This is a genomic window from Bacillus luti (assembly GCF_009739945.1).
GTDB classification, from domain to species: domain Bacteria; phylum Bacillota; class Bacilli; order Bacillales; family Bacillaceae_G; genus Bacillus_A; species Bacillus_A luti.
The window spans coordinates 1,072,426-1,090,427 of record NZ_CP040336.1 but is presented as its reverse complement, the minus strand read 5'-3'; the positions used below and the strand labels follow the sequence as shown (position 1 = coordinate 1,090,427).

The window sequence follows — 18,002 nt, the reverse complement described above, 5'->3', positions numbered from 1 at the left end:
ACAGAACCTATTCTAAGAAATCTTTAAGACGTTTACTACGGCTCGGATGTCTTAACTTACGAAGTGCTTTTGCTTCGATTTGACGGATACGCTCTCTCGTTACGCCGAATACTTTCCCAACTTCTTCAAGCGTACGAGTTCGTCCATCATCTAAACCAAAGCGAAGACGTAGAACATTTTCTTCACGATCTGTTAGTGTATCTAACACATCTTCTAATTGTTCTTTTAGCAATTCATACGCTGCATGGTCCGCAGGCGATGTTGCTTCTTGGTCTTCAATAAAGTCACCTAAATGGGAGTCGTCTTCTTCACCGATTGGTGTTTCAAGAGAAACTGGCTCCTGTGCAATTTTTAAGATTTCACGTACTTTTTCTGGTGCAAGATCCATTTCTTCACCAATCTCTTCTGGAGATGGTTCGCGTCCTAAATCTTGTAATAATTGACGTTGTACACGAATTAACTTATTAATTGTTTCAACCATGTGAACTGGAATACGAATTGTTCGCGCTTGGTCTGCAATGGCACGTGTAATCGCTTGGCGAATCCACCAAGTTGCATACGTACTAAATTTGAAACCTTTACGATAATCGAACTTTTCAACTGCTTTAATTAGACCCATATTCCCTTCTTGAATTAAGTCTAAGAAAAGCATACCACGGCCCACGTAGCGCTTTGCAATACTTACTACAAGACGTAAGTTTGCTTCTGCAAGACGACGTTTCGCTTCTTCATCGCCTTCTTCAATACGCGTTGCAAGTCGAATTTCTTCTTCTGCAGATAATAAATCTACACGACCAATTTCTTTTAAGTACATACGAACAGGATCGTTGATTTTAACCCCAGGTGGTACACTTAAATCATTGAGATCAAATTCTTCTTCCGATTTTGCTATTTGGCGATTATTAGGGCCTTCGTCGTTGTCATTGTCGCCAACTAAGTCAATCCCTTGTTCACCTAAATATTCATAGTATTCATCCATTTGATCGGATTCAATTTCAAATCCATTCATGCGTTCTGCAATCTCTTCATATGTAAGAACGCCACGTTTTTTTCCGAGCTCAGTGAGTTGTTCTTTCACTTGCTCAAGGGTCATTTCAGTTTCAATTTGTTTAGAACGAGCTGGTTTATCAGCCATCTGTTCCCCTCCTTACGCGAGATACAAACATTCATTATACTAAAACTTTGTCAAAAAAGCTATTTTCTCGCTTTTTGATTTTGTAAATATGCCACATAATATTTAGCAGCCTCTACAGGATCTGTTTTTTCCATTTGTTTTACTTTAAAGATGATTTCCATCTTCTCCAGTTTTTCCTGATGACGGCTGAGCGTCTCCAAATGGCCTTGTAACACTTCTTCTGTGTATTCTGGATTAATAAATTCATCCGTCGAAATATCAGTAATAATATTTTTCAACTTTTCATCAGAGAGCCAACTTAAAAATGTTCCGACTGAAGGTTCATTTCCCTTTTCATAATATGCGTATAGTTCATATAAAATCCCTTTATGTTCTTCTGTATGAAAATCTTCTATATGAGGTTCCATACGAACGGCTACTTCTGCACTTTGCAACATATGATAAATAATTTCTCTTTCTGCCCTTTCAAAACCTGTTAACTTCGGTTTTGTTTGAACAATTTGAGACGGCTTAGAAACCTGCTTTACTTGTTTTTGCTGTACCTTTTGTTCTTTGCGATATTGGTGCAATTGATTCAAAAGTGTTTCCATTGAATACGAAAATTCTTGCGATAATGACTTCAAATAGGATTCCGCCTGCATCGCATCCTGTAACAACGATAACTCTTTTAAAACACTTTTCACATATTCTTCTTTGCCAGACTCATCTTGCAAATTTTTCCCTAAACGCAAATAATTTATTTTAAAACCAACAAAACTTATACTTGATTTCACAAGATTTTCAAAAGCAGTAGTTCCAAATTGTTGCACATATTCATCAGGATCGAGCTTATCTGGTAAAGATGTAACTTTCACTTGGCAACCAACTTGCAATAATAATTGCCCTGCTTTCATCGTTGCTTCTCGTCCTGCTTTATCACCATCATAGCAAAGAACAACAGTTTCAACGTTACGTCGCAGAAGTTTTGCTTGTTCTTCAGTTAAAGCTGTTCCCATTGTCGCAACAGCTTCTTCCACACCGCTTTTTACCGCAGCTAGTACGTCAGCATACCCTTCAAAAAGAACTACTTGCCCACGTTTTCTAATGAACGGTCTTGCTTGGTGGAAGTTATACAACAATTTACTTTTGTGAAAAATCGGTGTCTCAGGGCTATTTAAATATTTCGGAGTATCATCTCCTAACGCCCTTCCACTAAACGCTATCACCTTGCCTTGTAACGTATAGATTGGAAACATAACTCTTCCACGGAAGCGATCGTAATGACTCCCATCCTTCTCACTTCTTATGAGAAGACCCGCTTGTTCCATACTAGATAGCGATAAACCTCTTTTTTGTAAAATTTTCGTTGCCGCATCCCAAGCAGGTGACGCATAACCAATTTCAAACTTCTCAATCATTTCTTTCGTAATACCACGTTTTAACAAATACGAAAGTGCTTCATTTCCCTCTTCTGTATTTACTAATAAATGATGATAATACTTTTTCAAAAGTTCATGAGCCTGTTGCATGATGACAGTGTCATCAGATATGTCTTCTTGTTGTCCTTGCCCTGATGTATATTCTGCAACCGCAATTCCATTTCTTTCACCAAGCTTTTGAACAGCTTCAGTAAAAGCCAGTCCTTCCATTTTCATTAGAAAGGAAAATACATTTCCACCTTCTCCACATCCGAAGCAATGAAAAATCTGCTTATCAGATGAAACAGAGAACGAAGGAGAATTCTCACCATGAAATGGACAAAGGCCGAAATAGTTACGCCCCTGCTTTCTAAGTTGAACGTATTCACCAATCACTTCAACAATATCGGATGATGTCCGAATCTGTTCAACAACTTCTTCGGGAATTCTGTTCCCCATAACTCCATCTCCGTGTCGTATTTTGTATTCGATATAAATTAAAAAATTCCTTTATAATTCGACAATATTTTTTCTAAATTTGTTAGAAAGTGTTGTCGATTATGTTTCATAAACGATTTTGGACCTTTCACATCAGTCCCTTATCTGCGTAACTGCGCAGATACATACTAACTATATAAAATTGTATTCATTTGCTCACCCGTTACAAATGTGCCTCCTTTGAGACAATACATATACACCTTTTTACAAGAAGACTAGCAAGCCACATATCCTGTGTGATCACGAGATCTGTTACTTTTATATGTTGATCGATATAAAAATCAACTTTATCTTGTTCAGAATCTACATAGATCCAATCGCCTTGCTGTTTTCCTAAGTGATGAGCATACGATGTGACAAACAAAATCTCGACATAAAATTTCGTTCCAACTCGCACAATTTCAGCCTTCACGGGACATGCATCTGCATCAACTAATATCTTAATTGATGTTTTGCATATTTCTGTATTCTACATCCCTTCTGTGAATCCTTCCATAATGTGCGTTTTCTTGTATAGATTTTGTCGATTTAACGTAATTACATGTCTTTTTGTAAATCCTATCCCTAGTTTATTCTGAAAAATTAAAGTCTAAACGTAAAATATAGGTTTTTATCACAATTTTTTATTATAATATATTTTCTTCAACTACGCTACATATCCCTTTATTTTTTCATCTGACATTTCAGGATAACGAAACCCTACCTTTAACATAATAAAAAAGCAGAAGAATATAAGTATAACCACTCTGCCATAATCTATTACGAAGATAACAAGTACCACATTTCTCGCGAGCGAAAAAAGCACATTCACCTTTGGTAAATGTGCTAAAACATTTTTTGGTTCTGCACTGCATTCACAATAATATTTGCTGTTTCTTCAATCGCTTTATTCGATACATCAATTACTTGACAATTTATTTTGCTAACTACATTCTCGAAGTGATCAATTTCTTCTTTAATACGATTAATGTTTGCATATGTCGCTCCATCACTTAATCCAAGTGACTTTAATCGCTCTTTTCGAATATGATTCAACTTATCTGGCGTAATTTTCAAACCGAAACATTTTTCTTTTGCCACTTGATATAATTCCTCAGGCGGATCCACTTCTGGTACAAGCGGTACATTGGCAACTTTCAAACGTTTGTTATGCGCTAAATATTGTGAAAGTGGCGTTTTCGACGTACGTGAAATTCCAATCAATACGATATCAGCTTTCAAAATACCACGTGCATCTCTACCATCATCGTACTTCACAGCAAATTCAATTGCTTCAATCTTTTTAAAGTATTCTTCATCTAACCTACGAACAACACCTGGCTCATATCTCGGCACTTGTCCTGTAATTTTTTCAATTTGATCGATTAGAGGTCCGATAATATCGTACGCCTCTACACCTTCTTTTGCAGCCTCTGTTACTAAATATTGACGCATGTCAGGCTTCACTAACGTAAAACAAATAATTGCTTGATTACTCTTAGCAATTGAAATCACTTCTTTTAATGTCCCTGTATCTTCTACATACGGTACACGTCTAATATCAGGAGCAAATGGGAACTGGCCCATCGCTGCTCGAACAACTAAATCCGCCGTTTCTCCCACAGAGTCAGATACGACATATACGATTTTATTATCCATTACATTACCTCACTTTAAACAAATTACACTTATTCGTTATTTACTAAGTTTACAAACGCACGTGTAATATTTGTTTTTGTAATTCGTCCAATTACTTCTAGTCCTTGCTTCGTATCTTTTACAACTGGCATCGCATCAATCTGTCTTTCTATTAATTCCATCGCAATATCATATAAAGAATCCTCCCTGCGACACATCGCAATGTTTGGCATCCTTGTCATGATAATATTAACCGGAAGAGAGGTTAAATCCTGCTTCCCTAAGCTAGCTCTTAATAAATCTTTACGAGATACAACACCAACTAATAGAGTCGATTGATCTACAACGAATAATGTACCAACATCCTCTAAAAACATCGTACAAATTGCATCGTATACAGAAACATTTTTATCAATTACAACCGGTCTAGATTGGTAATCTTGTACTTTAATTTTCTTAACAGCTTCAGATAATAGCTGTCCCCCAGTTTTACCCGTATAAAAATAACCTACGCGCGGACGCGCTTCTAAATAACCAGCCATCGTTAAAATTGCTAAGTCTGGTCTTAGCGTTGCACGTGTTAAACCCAATTGCGCTGCAATTGATTCCCCTGTAATAGGACCGTGATCTTTTACAATCTGAATGATATGTTCTTGCCGTTTATTCAGCTCTATGATAATCACCACCTTTAATGCACAACGAAAAAAGTTATACTATCTCTTAAATATTATATACTAAATATGCTATTCGAAAAAGAAAGTATGTAAAAAGGACCGTATACGGCCCAAAATTATATTTGAAACTTATCAAGTTGCTCTAAGAAACGTCTTGATTTCAAATAAATCCCGCAATATTCATCATAATATGTATTCAACACTAAACGCATTTGTTTTTTTGTGCTATCCTTCACTGATACATTGCCAAGTCTATGTAAATCAAAGTGGTAGAAAAGACGCAATAATTTATGAACGGCTTCTCCCACTGGTATACGATACTGATCTTGCTCAGCGTGACGTGAGCACAGAAAACCGCCTTCTCGGACAGAGAAGGCGACAAAATCTGTTTCTTGATGACAAATCGCACATGTATCAAAGTACGGGCGCATCCCTAATACCGGAAGCATTTTCGTTTGATAAATTAATGATAATACTTCTGGATCAACACCCTCACACATATAATGCAACGTTTGATATAACATTTCAAATAAATATGGATTATGTTTTTTATCTTCTGTCGCTTTATCCGTTAACTCAACAATAAATGATGCATAAGCAGTTAAAAATATATCCTCGCGAATTTCTTTCATAGTTGAAATAATCTCGCCTTGTTGTAAAGTTCCAAGTCCAGATCCCATTTGAATAAGAAACTGACCATGTGTCATAAGTTGCGAAACTGATGCTAACCGACTTTTCGGTTTTTTCGCCCCTCTTGCCATTGCACTTACCTTACCCAATTCTCTTGAGAATATTGTAACAATCTTGTTCGTTTCTCCGTAATCTGTCGTACGGATAACGATGCCCTCAACTTTTTGAAACATGTTCGTCACCATCCAAGGTTTGAACAAAACGGGTCAAGAAATTGGAGAGTCTAGATGCGCTAGCTCCTCTTCATGTTGATCCATCTCATCGTTTACGTCTTTTTCCATCTCTTTCAAAAGCAAGTACGTTTCAATGCTTCCTGTTTTGGAGAAAAACTTCCAGGTAAAATCTAGCATAAGAATCCACCTTTCTCAATAAGCGTAGCCTATAAACCAATTTCCTTTGTTGTTATTAAATTGACCCATTTCGTCCATTTTCATGTGAGAAAAATTTTTCCTAATTTATCAAAGTTCATAAAAACCAATAATCAGCGGACGAACGAACCATCCACTGATTACAGCCTTACTCTATTTTAGTACTCGTCTTCGCGGAAACCAAGGTCACGAAGCTGTGACATCTTGTTACGCCAATCTTTTTGCACTTTTACCCATACTTCTAAAAATACTTTAGAACCAAGTAGCGATTCAATATCAAAACGAGCGCGCTTACCGACTTCTTTTAACATCTTCCCTTGCTTTCCGATAATGATTCCTTTTTGCGATGGACGTTCAACAACAATCGTTGCATTTATATAAACTGCCCCGCCCTCGCGCTTTTGAATCGCATCGATCACAACAGCCACAGAATGTGGGACCTCTTCACGTGTTAAATGTAGTACTTTCTCACGAATAAGCTCTGCAATAATAAATCTCTCTGGATGATCCGTTACTTGATTATCTGGATAGTATTGTGGCCCTTCTGGTAAATACTTTTTAATTGTTCCAATTAAAGCGTCCACATTATTACCGTCTAATGCAGAAATTGGTACAATCTCTGCAAACTCATGTAGTTTACGGTATTGATCAATTAACTCTAATAATTGCTCTGGATGAAGTTGGTCAATTTTATTAATTACTAAGAATACTGGTTGTTTCGTTTCTTTTAATTTCTCAATGATGAATTCCTCACCACGACCAAATCCTTCAACTGCATTAACCATAAACAGAACAATATCAACTTCTTTTAATGTCGTTTGAGCCATCTTCACCATGAAGTCACCTAGTTTATGTTTAGGTTTATGTATTCCTGGTGTATCAATGAAAATTACTTGTGAATCATTTTCTGTATATACGCCTTGAATTTTATTACGAGTCGTTTGTGGCTTGTCACTCATAATAGCAATTTTTTGGCCGATAATACGGTTTAAAAATGTAGATTTTCCAACATTCGGTCTGCCAATAATAGAGACAAAACCTGATTTATAACCTTTTCTATTCATGTAAATCCTCCGCTAAAAATGCTCCTGGTAACAATTCTCCAACTGTCGTCTCTTGAACGTCACCATGTAAATTTGATAGGTATACTTTCGTATCCTGTTTACATAATTCTACCATAACTTGTCGACATGCTCCACAAGGAGGTACTGGACGCTTTGTGTCTGCTACAATCGCAATAGCTACAAACTCTCTATCTCCTTCAGAAACTGCCTTAAATAAAGCTGTTCTTTCTGCACAGTTACATAAGCCATATGACGCATTCTCAACATTACATCCACGATATACTTTTCCATCGTGCGTTAATAATGCTGCACCTACTTGAAATTTTGAATATGGTACGTACGCTTGTTTACGCGCTTCGATTGCTTCTTGAATTAATTGTTTACTATTCATATTCCCGCATCCTTCCTGTTCACAGCTGTGAATAGATACATTCTTTCATTAAAGGCCCTTATGGCGCTCCCAAGGCTTAAGAAAAGCTTTGGAATGCAACTATACCATATACGGTAAAAAGATAATAGCACCAATTATAACAGCTATTATTGCAAACAATAAAACCGCTCCCGCTGCAACATCCTTTGCAATTTTTGCAAACGGATGAATATCGGTAGTCGCTAAATCTACTGTTTTTTCCACAGCCGTATTTACCATTTCTAAACTCATTACAATTCCTATTACAATAAGTAATACTATCCACTCTATTTTCGTAATATGGAAATAAAAGCCGCAGCACATAACAATGACTGCGGCTAAATAATGAATTTTCATATTTCGTTCCTGACGAAGACAAAAGAATATACCAGCTATAGCATATCCAAAACTATCTATAAGTTTTCCTTTTTTCATCGTCCTAATCCAAATGCTTCTAAAATTTCTTTTTGTCTTCCAAACATTTCTTTTTCATCCTCTTCTGTCATGTGGTCATAACCAAGCAAATGTAAAAAGCCATGTAATGCTAAAAAGCCAAGTTCACGATCAAAAGAATGTCCATACTCTTCCGCTTGTTCTTTCGCTCTCGGAATAGAAATAATAAGATCACCTAACATGCGCGGCATTTCTGCACCTACAATTTCCAGTTCTCCTTCTCCCATTTCTTCCATTGCAAAGGAAATTACATCAGTAGGCTGATCCTTATCTCGATAATCACGATTAATCTCACGAATGCGTTCGTTATCTACAAATGTCACTGATAACTCCGCGCCATCCTCTATTTTTTCCATTTGAGCTGCTTTTCCTAATATCTCACGAATTAAATTCACATATTCTTCTTTCACTTCTTCTGTTTCATCAATAAAATCGATTAATAAACTCATTCTTTCTCCTTCTCTTCCGGTGGTTCCGGATATGTAATACGCGAATGGAAAATACCATTTAACGTTTCACATAACGTTTTTCCAACGATTTGTAGTTCCTTAAATGTCAAATCACATTCACTAAATTGTCCATCTTGCAGACGATCTTTAATAATACTTTGCACTAAATTATTAATTTGATCTGGAGTAGGATGATTCATGGAACGTACCGCAGCCTCTACGCTATCAGCTATACCAACAATTGCCGACTCTTTAGAAGTTGCTTTTGACCCTGGATAACGGAACATCTCTTCTGTATATTTTTCTTTATCTTCTTTAATCGCTTTATAATAAAAATACTTAAGTAACGTTGTACCATGATGTTGTCCCGCAATATCAATAATTTCTTGCGGAATATGGTATTCTTCGAGCATCTTTACCCCATCCGTTACATGAGCAATGATAATATCTTTACTCGTTACAGGATCTAATTTATCATGCGGGTTTTCAATCCCCATCTGATTTTCAATAAAGAATCGTGGTTGCACTGTTTTCCCTACATCATGATAATATGCCCCTACGCGAGCTAATACACCATTTGCTCCAACCGCTTCACAAGCCGATTCAGACAAGTTTGCCACCATTACACTATGGTGATATGTCCCTGGCGCTTCTAACAAAATTTTACGTAATAGTGGATGATTCGGACTGGATAGCTCCATCAGCTTCATACTTGATACAATTCCAAGCCCACTCTCTAAATATGGTAAAATCCCCATAGCAAGAACCGAAGAGATAATTCCAGAAAGGGATGCCATTAATAATTGCGTACCAATTTCAAGAGGTGAAAAATTCCCATTACGTAATAATAATAACGCCGCCAATACGACCACATTTAATACAGAAACGAGTATACCAGCTTGTAAAATCATCGTACGACGATTTTTCTCTCTCAAGAAAATACTCACTGATAACGAACTTAATAACACATAAATACCTACACTATAATTCAGTGTACTTGTTACCCCTTCATTAAACATAATGCTTCCGCACACAGAGAAAATCATACTTGTTAAAAATACAAACCGATCACCAATCATTAGTTTTACTAGTATTGTCCCCATCGCAACTGGAACAACATATGCGATTCCTGCATATTCAAGCTTTTGAAATAAACTAATGATCTTCATTAAAACAATCGTGATAGATAAAATCGTAATATACGCTAAAATGTACGGTCTATCTTCTCGTTTCCTCTGTAAAAACACTTCAAATTGCTTATGCATAAAGTATAGTAGCACACCGATCAGTACCACTAAACCAACATAAGGTTGAAAGCTATTACCTTTCTCTAACAAGCCGACTAATTTCAACTGATTATACATATCACTTGAAATCGTTTCACCTTCTCTAACAAGAACTTGTCCTTGAAGAATATAAACGGGCGGAACTAAGTCTTCCTCCGCTTTTCTCTTCTCTTTCGTTAAAGTTGGATCATAAAAATAGTTGGCTGAGATCGCATACTTTCCTAATGCCTTAATAGATTCCTTTAAACCATTATCGACATTAACACTATTCATCTCACTGACATATCGATCTTTCGCATCCTTCAATTCGTCCATTTTAATATGCCCGCTCATAATACTATTAATAGCTGTAACCGCTGCATCTTTCGCTAATACTAACTGGCTAGGATCCGCATTAATCAAGTTCAGTAAGTTTGAATCAGATAACTCTTTCGTTAATTCAACAGGTAATTTCTTTTTCAGCTTGTCCACTTTCTCAGCATCAGTTATCTTCTTTTGTTCATCTGGTCCAGTAGCTTTTATCTCTTGCACCACTTCATCTACTTTTGCAAAGACGTCATTCACAATATCCACTTTATTTTGTTTGTACTCACTTTTATATGTATATTGATCTTCAACTTTTGTAGCCGCTTCTTTTTTCTTTTTGTCTGTTGTAACTTTATCTTCAATTTTTATAGGAGAATGGATTGTCTTTTTCGCAATAGAATATATTTCAACATCTAATTGCTCCGGTTTTACATTATTCATAAGTGCAAAAAACAGCACTGCTCCTAATACAACGTAAGAAATCCAACTTAGTTTTTTCGAATGTTGTAAATTACGAAACCACTTAGAAATTTCTTGAGATCTTGACATGATTTCAATACCTTCTCCTCTCCAGAAATAAAGTGAAACTATTTATAGCTTTCATTTCTTGTAACCAACGACGCTTTCGAAATAACACGTCATCTATCGCTTATTTTCTTCTTCTTTCATGATAGTAAAAAATTGGCCATTCGCCAACCTTATCATACAAAAAGAAATGATCCTGACAAATAGGATCATTCCATTTTATCATATGCCTCAATAATACGTTGCACCAGTGGATGCCTTACAACGTCCGTTTGTTCTAATGTAATGAATGATAGCCCCGATACACCAGATAAAATGTTAGAAGCAAGAGAAAGTCCTGATTTTACCCCTTTTGGCAAGTCTACTTGTGAAGGGTCTCCCGTAATAACCATTTTAGAACTAAAACCTAATCTTGTTAAAAACATTTTTATTTGGGCACCCGTTGTATTTTGTGCTTCATCTAAAATAACAAATGAATCATCGAGCGTACGCCCTCTCATATAGGCAAGAGGTGCGATTTCAATTACTCCACGCTCCATCATACGTTGCGTATATTCTTGTCCAAGAATGTCGTGCAGTGCATCATACAATGGACGTAAATACGGATCTACCTTCTCTTTTAAATCACCTGGTAAAAAACCTAAGCTCTCCCCTGCTTCTACAGCAGGTCTCGTTAAAATAATTTTCTTTACATACCCTTGCTTTAAAGCTCTAACAGCCATTACTACAGCTAAGTATGTTTTACCAGTCCCTGCAGGTCCTATTCCAAATACAATATCATTCTTCTTCATTGCATGAATATATCGTCTTTGCCCCATCGTTTTTACACGAATCGATTTACCTTTTGCAGTTTTAAAGATTTCTTCTTCATATAACTCTTCAAATTGAGCAATTTTCCCTTGTTGCGCGAGCTGGATCGCATACGCGACATCTCTTTCTGTAATTGATACACCTTTACGGATCACAACAAGTAATTGCTGCAAGATTTTTTCTACGAGTGTCACAGTTTCATCTGCTCCAGATACATGAACAGTTTCTCCTCTAGTTACAATCGATACATTAAGTTCTCTTTCAATTACTTTTAAATGAGCATCATTTACTCCAAAAAGAGCGATTGCTTCGTTAGGATTTTCCAGTTGTTGGTTCATTTCTACTAATTGTTCTGCCATTACTCAGTCTCCTTGAATATCGGATTCAGATATCGGTTGTGGCTCTGCAATATTTTCGATTACCGTATAATGCAATGTAACTTTTAGTTGATCCGCCTCAACCTCTTTACTCAAAATCTTATCACTTACAATCATAGCATGTTCATCCAATTTTTTCTTTAGTTCTTTTTCTGCCATCTCTTTTGCTACTTTCATCGCTTGTTTTTCTGTATATTCTCGATTCGCTTCTTCCTCTTCTCGCACTATATCTTTTTCATATGCAATCGGTAATGTAAAACCAAATAATTTCACATCGTGTTTTACATTTTCCGTACGAGAACGTTTATACTTATCATGTTGAAATCCCCATATTTTTATTTTCGCACTCCCAAATGTAAGAAAATATTCATTATACGCATTACCTGTATATACTTGAAATTGCGTCTTGAGTGGGACATTCACCTGAGATGTGTACCACGTTTCTCCATATACAATACCTTTCGCTGAAACAATCGTCGGATCCTCTTCATTACCATATATCCCTGATACAAGAAGCTGTCCCTTTTCTACATGATCATTTTTCAGGACGACTGGTTTTCCAACTTCAACAAATGTTTTTGTAACAATCGCTTCTTTTTTCGCCACTAAATTTTGTGCTTTTTGTTCTTTCTCTTTTTTTGGCTCATTTTTTTCAACAATTTTAAAATGGTATGTCGTTCCTCTTATTTCTAGCCCCGCCCATGTAATTGCATTAATATTATCTGTCAAATGACGTTGCACATCTTCTACACTAGGCATTTGAAACTGTAATTTCCCTTTTTTAATACCCATTTTGTCCAATTCTTTCATCAATATATATTCCGTTTCAGGTTTCGCTCCTGTAATTTCGATTTTCCAAACCATATTTGATAATGCAATCATACCAAAGAAGAAAATTAGAAACCCAATTAAAAATCCACTATTTTTAATTAAACGCTTATTCCAAAAAGGAAAACCGTAACGTCCAATAAAATATAATTTACATTCATTTTTTCTGTAAATTGGTTTTATTTTCTTCACATCTCGTAATAACATACAAAAGACTAACGTTTCATCAGCAATCTTCTTAACATCCCAAACTAATAATTTTCTACGTACACATTCGTTAACGAACCGTTCCGCTCCTCTACCTTCAATTCGTACTTTCACATATCCAAGCCACTTTATAAACCATTTGTTTTTCATCTACTACCTTCACTACCTTTCCAAAAGTAGACACACTACTTTTCAAGTTAATTAACAAAATAGCTCGTACGAAAATGAAATATGGAATTTTATCGCCCCTAAATAAAACGATAAACTGAATAGAAAAGTCGACTCACAAGAATAAGAAGAAAAACTTCACATATGGAAGTTTCCCTCACTCTTCTTTCTTTTCATTTTCTAAAAAAGTCACTTGTTCAATTATCCCTTCAAGCAAAAGTTCTTCTGGAAGGATTGTTTTAATAACAAAGGATTTCCCCTTAATTAATAACTGACCATGCTTTAACAACAATCTCACTTCTTTATCTGAAAATACTAATAAACCTCGATGATTTTCTATATAGATATGCACTTGCCCAACAAGCGTAATCCGAGGTAGATCCATTAGCACATCCACTGGCAGGTCTATTTGCTTCGTTAACCAATTCTTCATTTGTTCTAATTTTTTCATCTCAAAAGACCTCCTCTCATCCCATATGTATGAAAAAAGAGCTTGCAATATCACGTCCAAACTGAAAAAAAGCATAAAAAAACGTCTCATACGAAATGAGACGTTTTTTTATGCTAATAGCTGGATAACCAGCTTATTCACTAGTGATCCGTCTGTTTTACCTTTTACTTTCGGCATAACAGCAGTCATCACTTTACCCATATCTGCTTTAGATGTAGCACCAACTTCAGAAATAACTTGCTTAATTACATTCGCTAATTCTTCTTCCGTTAATTGCTCCGGCAAATATGCGCTTAAAATCTGAATTTCACTTTGCAGTTTATCAACAAGGTCTTCACGACCAGCTTTTTTAAATTCAAGGAGGGAGTCCTTATACTGTTTTACTTCACGAGCTAAAACTGTTAATTCCTCTTCATCAGTAAGAGTATGTTGCAGTTTAATGCTTTCATTTTGTAAAGCAGCCTTAACCATACGAATAACGGTTAATTTTTCTTTTTGTTTATTCTTCATCGCTTGTTTCATATCATCGTTTAAACGACCGAGAAGACTCATAACTTACACCCTCTCTTAGAATTTACGCTTTCTTGCCGCTTCAGATTTCTTCTTACGTTTTACACTTGGTTTTTCATAAAACTCGCGCTTTCTTGCTTCAGCAAGTGTACCAGTTTTAGAAACCGATCTTTTAAAACGGCGAAGTGCATCCTCCAAAGACTCGTTTTTACGAACGACTGTTTTTGACATTCTCTTTCCCTCCCTCCGAAACATCACACTTACATACTAACTTCAGCATGCAAAAAGAAACACTTCTTCAGCATGTCTTTTACGATTATAATACATTTTATCACTTCAGGTCAACTATTTGACAGAATAAAAGAAGAATAGATGCTCTTCCTTTTTAAAATATGGTTATCCTTTTCCCCTGAAGACAACCATATTTTTATCATTACATCGTTTTTAATACAAGGATTCACTAAAAAACTGCTCACTTAACACACTCATCTTGTAAACATTTAACTTTTTCATAAAAAAAAGCATGCAAACTGTCTCCGTTTGCATGCTTTTTTATCCCACTGATTAAAGTTTCACTTTATGCGCTTGCTGATTCTTTTTTTACATCATCTTCAAGAACACGAACAAATTGCGCTTCGTTATATGGATAACCAGCTTTCGTAATTTTCACTTTCACTAGCTTACCAATTAAGTCTTCTGATCCTTCAAATACAATTTTCAAGTAGTTATCTGTATAACCTACATATAACCCTTCACGGTCACCCTCTTTAAATTGCTCTTCCGGAATAATTTCAAGCACTTCACCTTCAAACTGTGACGCATACTCTTTCGCTAATTGATTAGATAATTCAATCAAACGATGGACACGATCGTTCTTCACATCTTCAGGTACTTGATCTTCCATACGTGCTGCAGGTGTTCCTGTACGTTTTGAATAAGGGAACACGTGTAACTCTGAGAAGCGATTCTCTTTAATGAAATTATATGTTTCCATAAATTCTTCTTCTGTTTCACCTGGGAAGCCAACGATTACGTCTGATGTAATCGCAAGACCTGGTAATGCTTCTTTCAAACGATCTAAACGCTCTTGGAAAAATTCCATCGTATACTTACGACGCATACGTTTTAATACAGTATTAGATCCTGATTGCAACGGAATGTGCAGGTGGCGTACAACTACTTCAGACTTATCTAACACTTCAATTACTTCATCTGAAATTTGACTTGCTTCAATAGAAGAAATACGAAGACGTTTTAATCCGCCTACTTCCGCTTCCATATCACGAAGTAATCCAGCTAAATTATAATCTTTAATATCTTCACCGTATCCACCCGTATGAATACCTGTTAATACGATTTCTTTATAGCCTGCATCTACTAATTGTTGCGCTTGTTTAATAACTTCTTTTCCATCACGAGAACGCATTAAACCACGCGCCCAAGGAATGATACAGAATGTACAGAAGTTATTGCAACCCTCTTGGATTTTTAAAGACGCACGTGTACGATCCGTGAAATAAGGTACATCAAGTTCTTCGTATACACGTGTTTTCATAATGTTGCGGACAGCATTAATTGGTTGACGCTCTTGGCGGAACTCTTCGATGTAACCTAACATCTTTTCACGATCTTGTGTACCAACTACAATATCTACACCTGGAATCGCCATAATTTCCGCTGGAGATGTTTGCGCATAACATCCTGTTACACAAATAACCGCATCCGGATTTTGACGCACAGCACGTCTAATTACTTGACGGCTTTTCTTATCTCCAGTATTCGTTACTGTACATGTGTTAATAACATATACATCAGCTTTCTTTTCATATTCAGTTCTTTCATAACCACCTTGTTTAAACAATTGCCAAATGGCTTCTGTTTCATAGTGGTTTACTTTACAACCTAACGTATGGAACGCAACAGTTGACATTGATCATCACCCCATCAATTCAAAATGATACGAAGCAGCACTTAGCGCATATAGCGGCGCTGTCTCTGTTCTTAAAATTCTCGGTCCTAAACTACATGGTACAAATTTATGTTCACGAAGCATAGCAATCTCTTCCTCGGCTAAGCCACCTTCTGGTCCAAATACAATTAATAGTTTTTGGCCTGGTTTCATCGTCGTTAAAGCTTTCGCAAAATTGGATTTCTCACCTTGCTTTGCTTCCTCCTCATAGGCAACAAGACAAACATCATACTCATTACTCATTGAAAGCAATTGCTTAAACGATGCCGGAGCATGTACTTCTGGAACCTCACTTCTATGTGACTGTTCCGCAGCTTCTTTCACAATTTTTTTCAAACGCTCAACTTTTTTATCAGCTTTTTTCGCATCCCATTTTACGATAGAACGAGATGCTTGAAATGGTAAGAATGCAGCTGCCCCAAGCTCAGTTCCTTTTTGAAAAATTAACTCTAACTTGTCTCCTTTTGGCAGTCCACTTGCAATCGTCACGAAAACAGGAAGTTCACTTGACGCCTCTACCCATTCTACAATAGCCGTATTAATAAATTCACTGGTAATTTCATCAATTGAACATACTGCTGTTTTTCCGTTTACACAGCAATAAATATGATCACCAGCTGACATACGCATCACTCTTGCGATATGATGTACGTCATCACCTACAATGCGAATACTTGTCTCATTTACATATTTCTCTTCTACAAAATAACGTTGCATATAATCACCTTAGTAGAGTTTCGTTCCTTTCGTAAGCCAACACTTACGAAAAGAACGAAACGTTATCATTTTTCATATAACAAACGGCAAGTCCCTCACCTTATAGTGAGAGACTCCCCTTTTCATTATAAACTAAAATCTATATTACGCATTTCGTGCAATAATTGCTACCCAATCTTCCATTCGTAACACTTCTTCAATTGTAAATCCAGCTTTTTCTAACGCTTCAGAAATCACTTTTTCTTTCGCAGCAATAATGCCTGATGTAATAAATAATCCGCCTGACTTCACAACTCGTGCTGCATCTTCAGGGAATAAAAGAATAATTTCTGCTAGTAAATTAGCTACGATTAAATCAACAGGACCTTCAATGCCCTCTAAAAGACTATTTTGCCCAACAGACACGATGTCATCTGTTTTATTTAAACGTACATTCATTTCTGCACTTTCCACTGCAACTGGATCTAAATCATATGCTTGAACAGCAGACGCACCTAATTTTGCCGCTGCAATACTAAGTACACCAGAACCTGTTCCTACATCAATGATAGTGTCACCTGGCTGAACTGTTTTTTCTAAAGCACGAATACACATCGTTGTTGTTGGATGCGTTCCTGTTCCAAACGCCATACCTGGATCTAATTCAATGATTTTTTCATCCGGAGAAGACGGTGTATATTCTTCCCACGTTGGCACAATTGTGAATGTATCAGAAATTTGTACTGGATGGTAATATTTTTTCCAAGCAGTAGCCCAATCTTCTTCATTGACTTCGTTAACGGTAATATTTCCAGTACCAATTTCGATGTCGTAAGATGGAAGCATATCAATAGATGATTTTACACCTGCAATCGTTTCATGTAAAGAATCCGTTTGCGGGAAGTATGCTTTTATTAATACACCCTCCGCTGGATATTCATCTGGGTTCAACGCATAAATTTCACCATATTGTTGCTCGCGCTCTTTCGTCAATTCCGCTGGGTCCTCAATCGCAACTCCGCTAGCACCAGCTTCATGTAAAATATGAGAGACAGCTTCTACTGCTTCTTCTGTTGTATGAATACTAATTTCTGACCATTTCACAATTTACCAAC

General features: G+C 36.4%; 20 protein-coding genes. All 20 read right to left on the bottom strand.

Annotated features, from left to right (window positions below):
- Positions 1 to 7: 7 nt before the first annotated feature.
- Positions 8 to 1,135 carry an RNA polymerase sigma factor RpoD gene (gene rpoD, locus EUC40_RS05610; protein WP_000764060.1) on the bottom strand — a complete coding sequence of 376 codons (1,128 nt, stop codon included), beginning with the start codon at positions 1,133 to 1,135 and terminating at the stop codon, positions 8 to 10.
- Positions 1,136 to 1,194: 59 nt separating this feature from the next.
- Positions 1,195 to 2,991 carry a DNA primase gene (gene dnaG / locus EUC40_RS05605; protein WP_071712983.1) on the bottom strand — a complete coding sequence of 599 codons (1,797 nt, stop codon included), beginning with the start codon at positions 2,989 to 2,991 and terminating at the stop codon, positions 1,195 to 1,197.
- A gap of 202 nt (positions 2,992 to 3,193) precedes the next feature.
- A complete protein-coding gene (locus EUC40_RS05600) occupies positions 3,194 to 3,442 on the bottom strand; it encodes a DUF188 domain-containing protein (RefSeq protein ID WP_244322181.1) in 249 nt (82 codons plus the stop codon).
- A gap of 413 nt (positions 3,443 to 3,855) precedes the next feature.
- Positions 3,856 to 4,668, bottom strand: a complete 813-nt coding sequence (locus EUC40_RS05595; protein WP_000368934.1) for a pyruvate, water dikinase regulatory protein — start codon at positions 4,666 to 4,668, stop codon at positions 3,856 to 3,858.
- 29 nt (positions 4,669 to 4,697) lie between these two features.
- Entirely contained in the window at positions 4,698 to 5,330 is a 633-nt protein-coding gene (gene ccpN / locus EUC40_RS05590; protein WP_000583758.1) for a transcriptional regulator CcpN, read from the bottom strand.
- Positions 5,331 to 5,437: 107 nt separating this feature from the next.
- Positions 5,438 to 6,184 (bottom strand): DNA repair protein RecO, encoded by a 747-nt coding sequence (recO, locus tag EUC40_RS05585; protein ID WP_071712981.1) that lies wholly within the window; start codon positions 6,182 to 6,184, stop codon positions 5,438 to 5,440.
- A 33-nt stretch (positions 6,185 to 6,217) separates the two neighbouring features.
- Positions 6,218 to 6,361, bottom strand: coding sequence for a YqzL family protein (locus EUC40_RS05580; RefSeq protein ID WP_000883924.1), 144 nt, complete (start codon positions 6,359 to 6,361; stop codon positions 6,218 to 6,220).
- Between the two features lie 176 nt (positions 6,362 to 6,537).
- Entirely contained in the window at positions 6,538 to 7,443 is a 906-nt protein-coding gene (gene era, locus EUC40_RS05575) for a GTPase Era (protein ID WP_001080238.1), read from the bottom strand.
- A complete protein-coding gene (locus tag EUC40_RS05570) occupies positions 7,436 to 7,834 on the bottom strand; it encodes a cytidine deaminase (RefSeq protein WP_156574012.1) in 399 nt (132 codons plus the stop codon). Before EUC40_RS05570 ends, era begins: the two co-directional genes overlap by 8 nt.
- Positions 7,835 to 7,933: 99 nt before the next feature.
- A complete protein-coding gene (locus tag EUC40_RS05565; RefSeq protein ID WP_151624754.1) occupies positions 7,934 to 8,287 on the bottom strand; it encodes a diacylglycerol kinase family protein in 354 nt (117 codons plus the stop codon).
- Positions 8,284 to 8,754, bottom strand: coding sequence for an rRNA maturation RNase YbeY (gene ybeY, locus EUC40_RS05560; protein WP_071712978.1), 471 nt, complete (start codon positions 8,752 to 8,754; stop codon positions 8,284 to 8,286). Before ybeY ends, EUC40_RS05565 begins: the two co-directional genes overlap by 4 nt.
- Positions 8,751 to 10,895, bottom strand: coding sequence for an HD family phosphohydrolase (locus EUC40_RS05555; protein ID WP_156574010.1), 2,145 nt, complete (start codon positions 10,893 to 10,895; stop codon positions 8,751 to 8,753). The genes ybeY and EUC40_RS05555 overlap by 4 nt, the downstream gene beginning before the upstream one ends.
- Positions 10,896 to 11,080: 185 nt before the next feature.
- Positions 11,081 to 12,040: a PhoH family protein gene (locus EUC40_RS05550; RefSeq protein WP_071712976.1), complete on the bottom strand. Its 960-nt coding sequence runs from the start codon at positions 12,038 to 12,040 to the stop codon at positions 11,081 to 11,083.
- A gap of 3 nt (positions 12,041 to 12,043) precedes the next feature.
- Positions 12,044 to 13,243: a sporulation protein YqfD gene (yqfD, locus tag EUC40_RS05545; protein WP_071712975.1), complete on the bottom strand. Its 1,200-nt coding sequence runs from the start codon at positions 13,241 to 13,243 to the stop codon at positions 12,044 to 12,046.
- 175 nt (positions 13,244 to 13,418) lie between these two features.
- Positions 13,419 to 13,712: a sporulation protein YqfC gene (gene yqfC / locus EUC40_RS05540; RefSeq protein WP_000732263.1), complete on the bottom strand. Its 294-nt coding sequence runs from the start codon at positions 13,710 to 13,712 to the stop codon at positions 13,419 to 13,421.
- Between the two features lie 108 nt (positions 13,713 to 13,820).
- Positions 13,821 to 14,264, bottom strand: a complete 444-nt coding sequence (locus tag EUC40_RS05535) for a GatB/YqeY domain-containing protein (protein ID WP_000054584.1) — start codon at positions 14,262 to 14,264, stop codon at positions 13,821 to 13,823.
- A gap of 15 nt (positions 14,265 to 14,279) precedes the next feature.
- Complete coding sequence (gene rpsU / locus EUC40_RS05530) at positions 14,280 to 14,453, bottom strand: 30S ribosomal protein S21 (protein WP_000048061.1); 174 nt, start codon at positions 14,451 to 14,453, stop codon at positions 14,280 to 14,282.
- Positions 14,454 to 14,799: 346 nt separating this feature from the next.
- A complete protein-coding gene (mtaB, locus tag EUC40_RS05525) occupies positions 14,800 to 16,152 on the bottom strand; it encodes a tRNA (N(6)-L-threonylcarbamoyladenosine(37)-C(2))-methylthiotransferase MtaB (protein ID WP_071712972.1) in 1,353 nt (450 codons plus the stop codon).
- Between the two features lie 6 nt (positions 16,153 to 16,158).
- Positions 16,159 to 16,908 carry a 16S rRNA (uracil(1498)-N(3))-methyltransferase gene (locus EUC40_RS05520; protein ID WP_071712970.1) on the bottom strand — a complete coding sequence of 250 codons (750 nt, stop codon included), beginning with the start codon at positions 16,906 to 16,908 and terminating at the stop codon, positions 16,159 to 16,161.
- Positions 16,909 to 17,052: 144 nt separating this feature from the next.
- Positions 17,053 to 17,991 (bottom strand): 50S ribosomal protein L11 methyltransferase, encoded by a 939-nt coding sequence (gene prmA, locus EUC40_RS05515; RefSeq protein WP_000872095.1) that lies wholly within the window; start codon positions 17,989 to 17,991, stop codon positions 17,053 to 17,055.
- Positions 17,992 to 18,002: the final 11 nt, after the last annotated feature.

Excerpts from the sequence above, each read along its gene's own strand:
- rpsU (WP_000048061.1), bottom strand. The coding sequence starts at position 14,453 with ATGTCAAAAACAGTCGTTCGTAAAAACGAGTCTTTGGAGGATGCACTT.
- yqfD (WP_071712975.1), bottom strand. The coding sequence starts at position 13,243 with ATGAAAAACAAATGGTTTATAAAGTGGCTTGGATATGTGAAAGTACGA.
- EUC40_RS05565 (WP_151624754.1), bottom strand. The coding sequence starts at position 8,287 with ATGAAAAAAGGAAAACTTATAGATAGTTTTGGATATGCTATAGCTGGT.
- EUC40_RS05550 (WP_071712976.1), bottom strand. The coding sequence starts at position 12,040 with ATGGCAGAACAATTAGTAGAAATGAACCAACAACTGGAAAATCCTAAC.
- EUC40_RS05580 (WP_000883924.1), bottom strand. The coding sequence starts at position 6,361 with ATGCTAGATTTTACCTGGAAGTTTTTCTCCAAAACAGGAAGCATTGAA.
- yqfC (WP_000732263.1), bottom strand. The coding sequence starts at position 13,712 with ATGAAAAAATTAGAACAAATGAAGAATTGGTTAACGAAGCAAATAGAC.
- EUC40_RS05555 (WP_156574010.1), bottom strand. The coding sequence starts at position 10,895 with ATGTCAAGATCTCAAGAAATTTCTAAGTGGTTTCGTAATTTACAACAT.
- EUC40_RS05535 (WP_000054584.1), bottom strand. The coding sequence starts at position 14,264 with ATGAGTCTTCTCGGTCGTTTAAACGATGATATGAAACAAGCGATGAAG.
- ybeY (WP_071712978.1), bottom strand. The coding sequence starts at position 8,754 with ATGAGTTTATTAATCGATTTTATTGATGAAACAGAAGAAGTGAAAGAA.
- dnaG (WP_071712983.1), bottom strand. The coding sequence starts at position 2,991 with ATGGGGAACAGAATTCCCGAAGAAGTTGTTGAACAGATTCGGACATCA.
- EUC40_RS05570 (WP_156574012.1), bottom strand. The coding sequence starts at position 7,834 with ATGAATAGTAAACAATTAATTCAAGAAGCAATCGAAGCGCGTAAACAA.
- recO (WP_071712981.1), bottom strand. The coding sequence starts at position 6,184 with ATGTTTCAAAAAGTTGAGGGCATCGTTATCCGTACGACAGATTACGGA.
- mtaB (WP_071712972.1), bottom strand. The coding sequence starts at position 16,152 with ATGTCAACTGTTGCGTTCCATACGTTAGGTTGTAAAGTAAACCACTAT.
- rpoD (WP_000764060.1), bottom strand. The coding sequence starts at position 1,135 with ATGGCTGATAAACCAGCTCGTTCTAAACAAATTGAAACTGAAATGACC.
- EUC40_RS05595 (WP_000368934.1), bottom strand. The coding sequence starts at position 4,668 with ATGGATAATAAAATCGTATATGTCGTATCTGACTCTGTGGGAGAAACG.
- EUC40_RS05520 (WP_071712970.1), bottom strand. The coding sequence starts at position 16,908 with ATGCAACGTTATTTTGTAGAAGAGAAATATGTAAATGAGACAAGTATT.
- era (WP_001080238.1), bottom strand. The coding sequence starts at position 7,443 with ATGAATAGAAAAGGTTATAAATCAGGTTTTGTCTCTATTATTGGCAGA.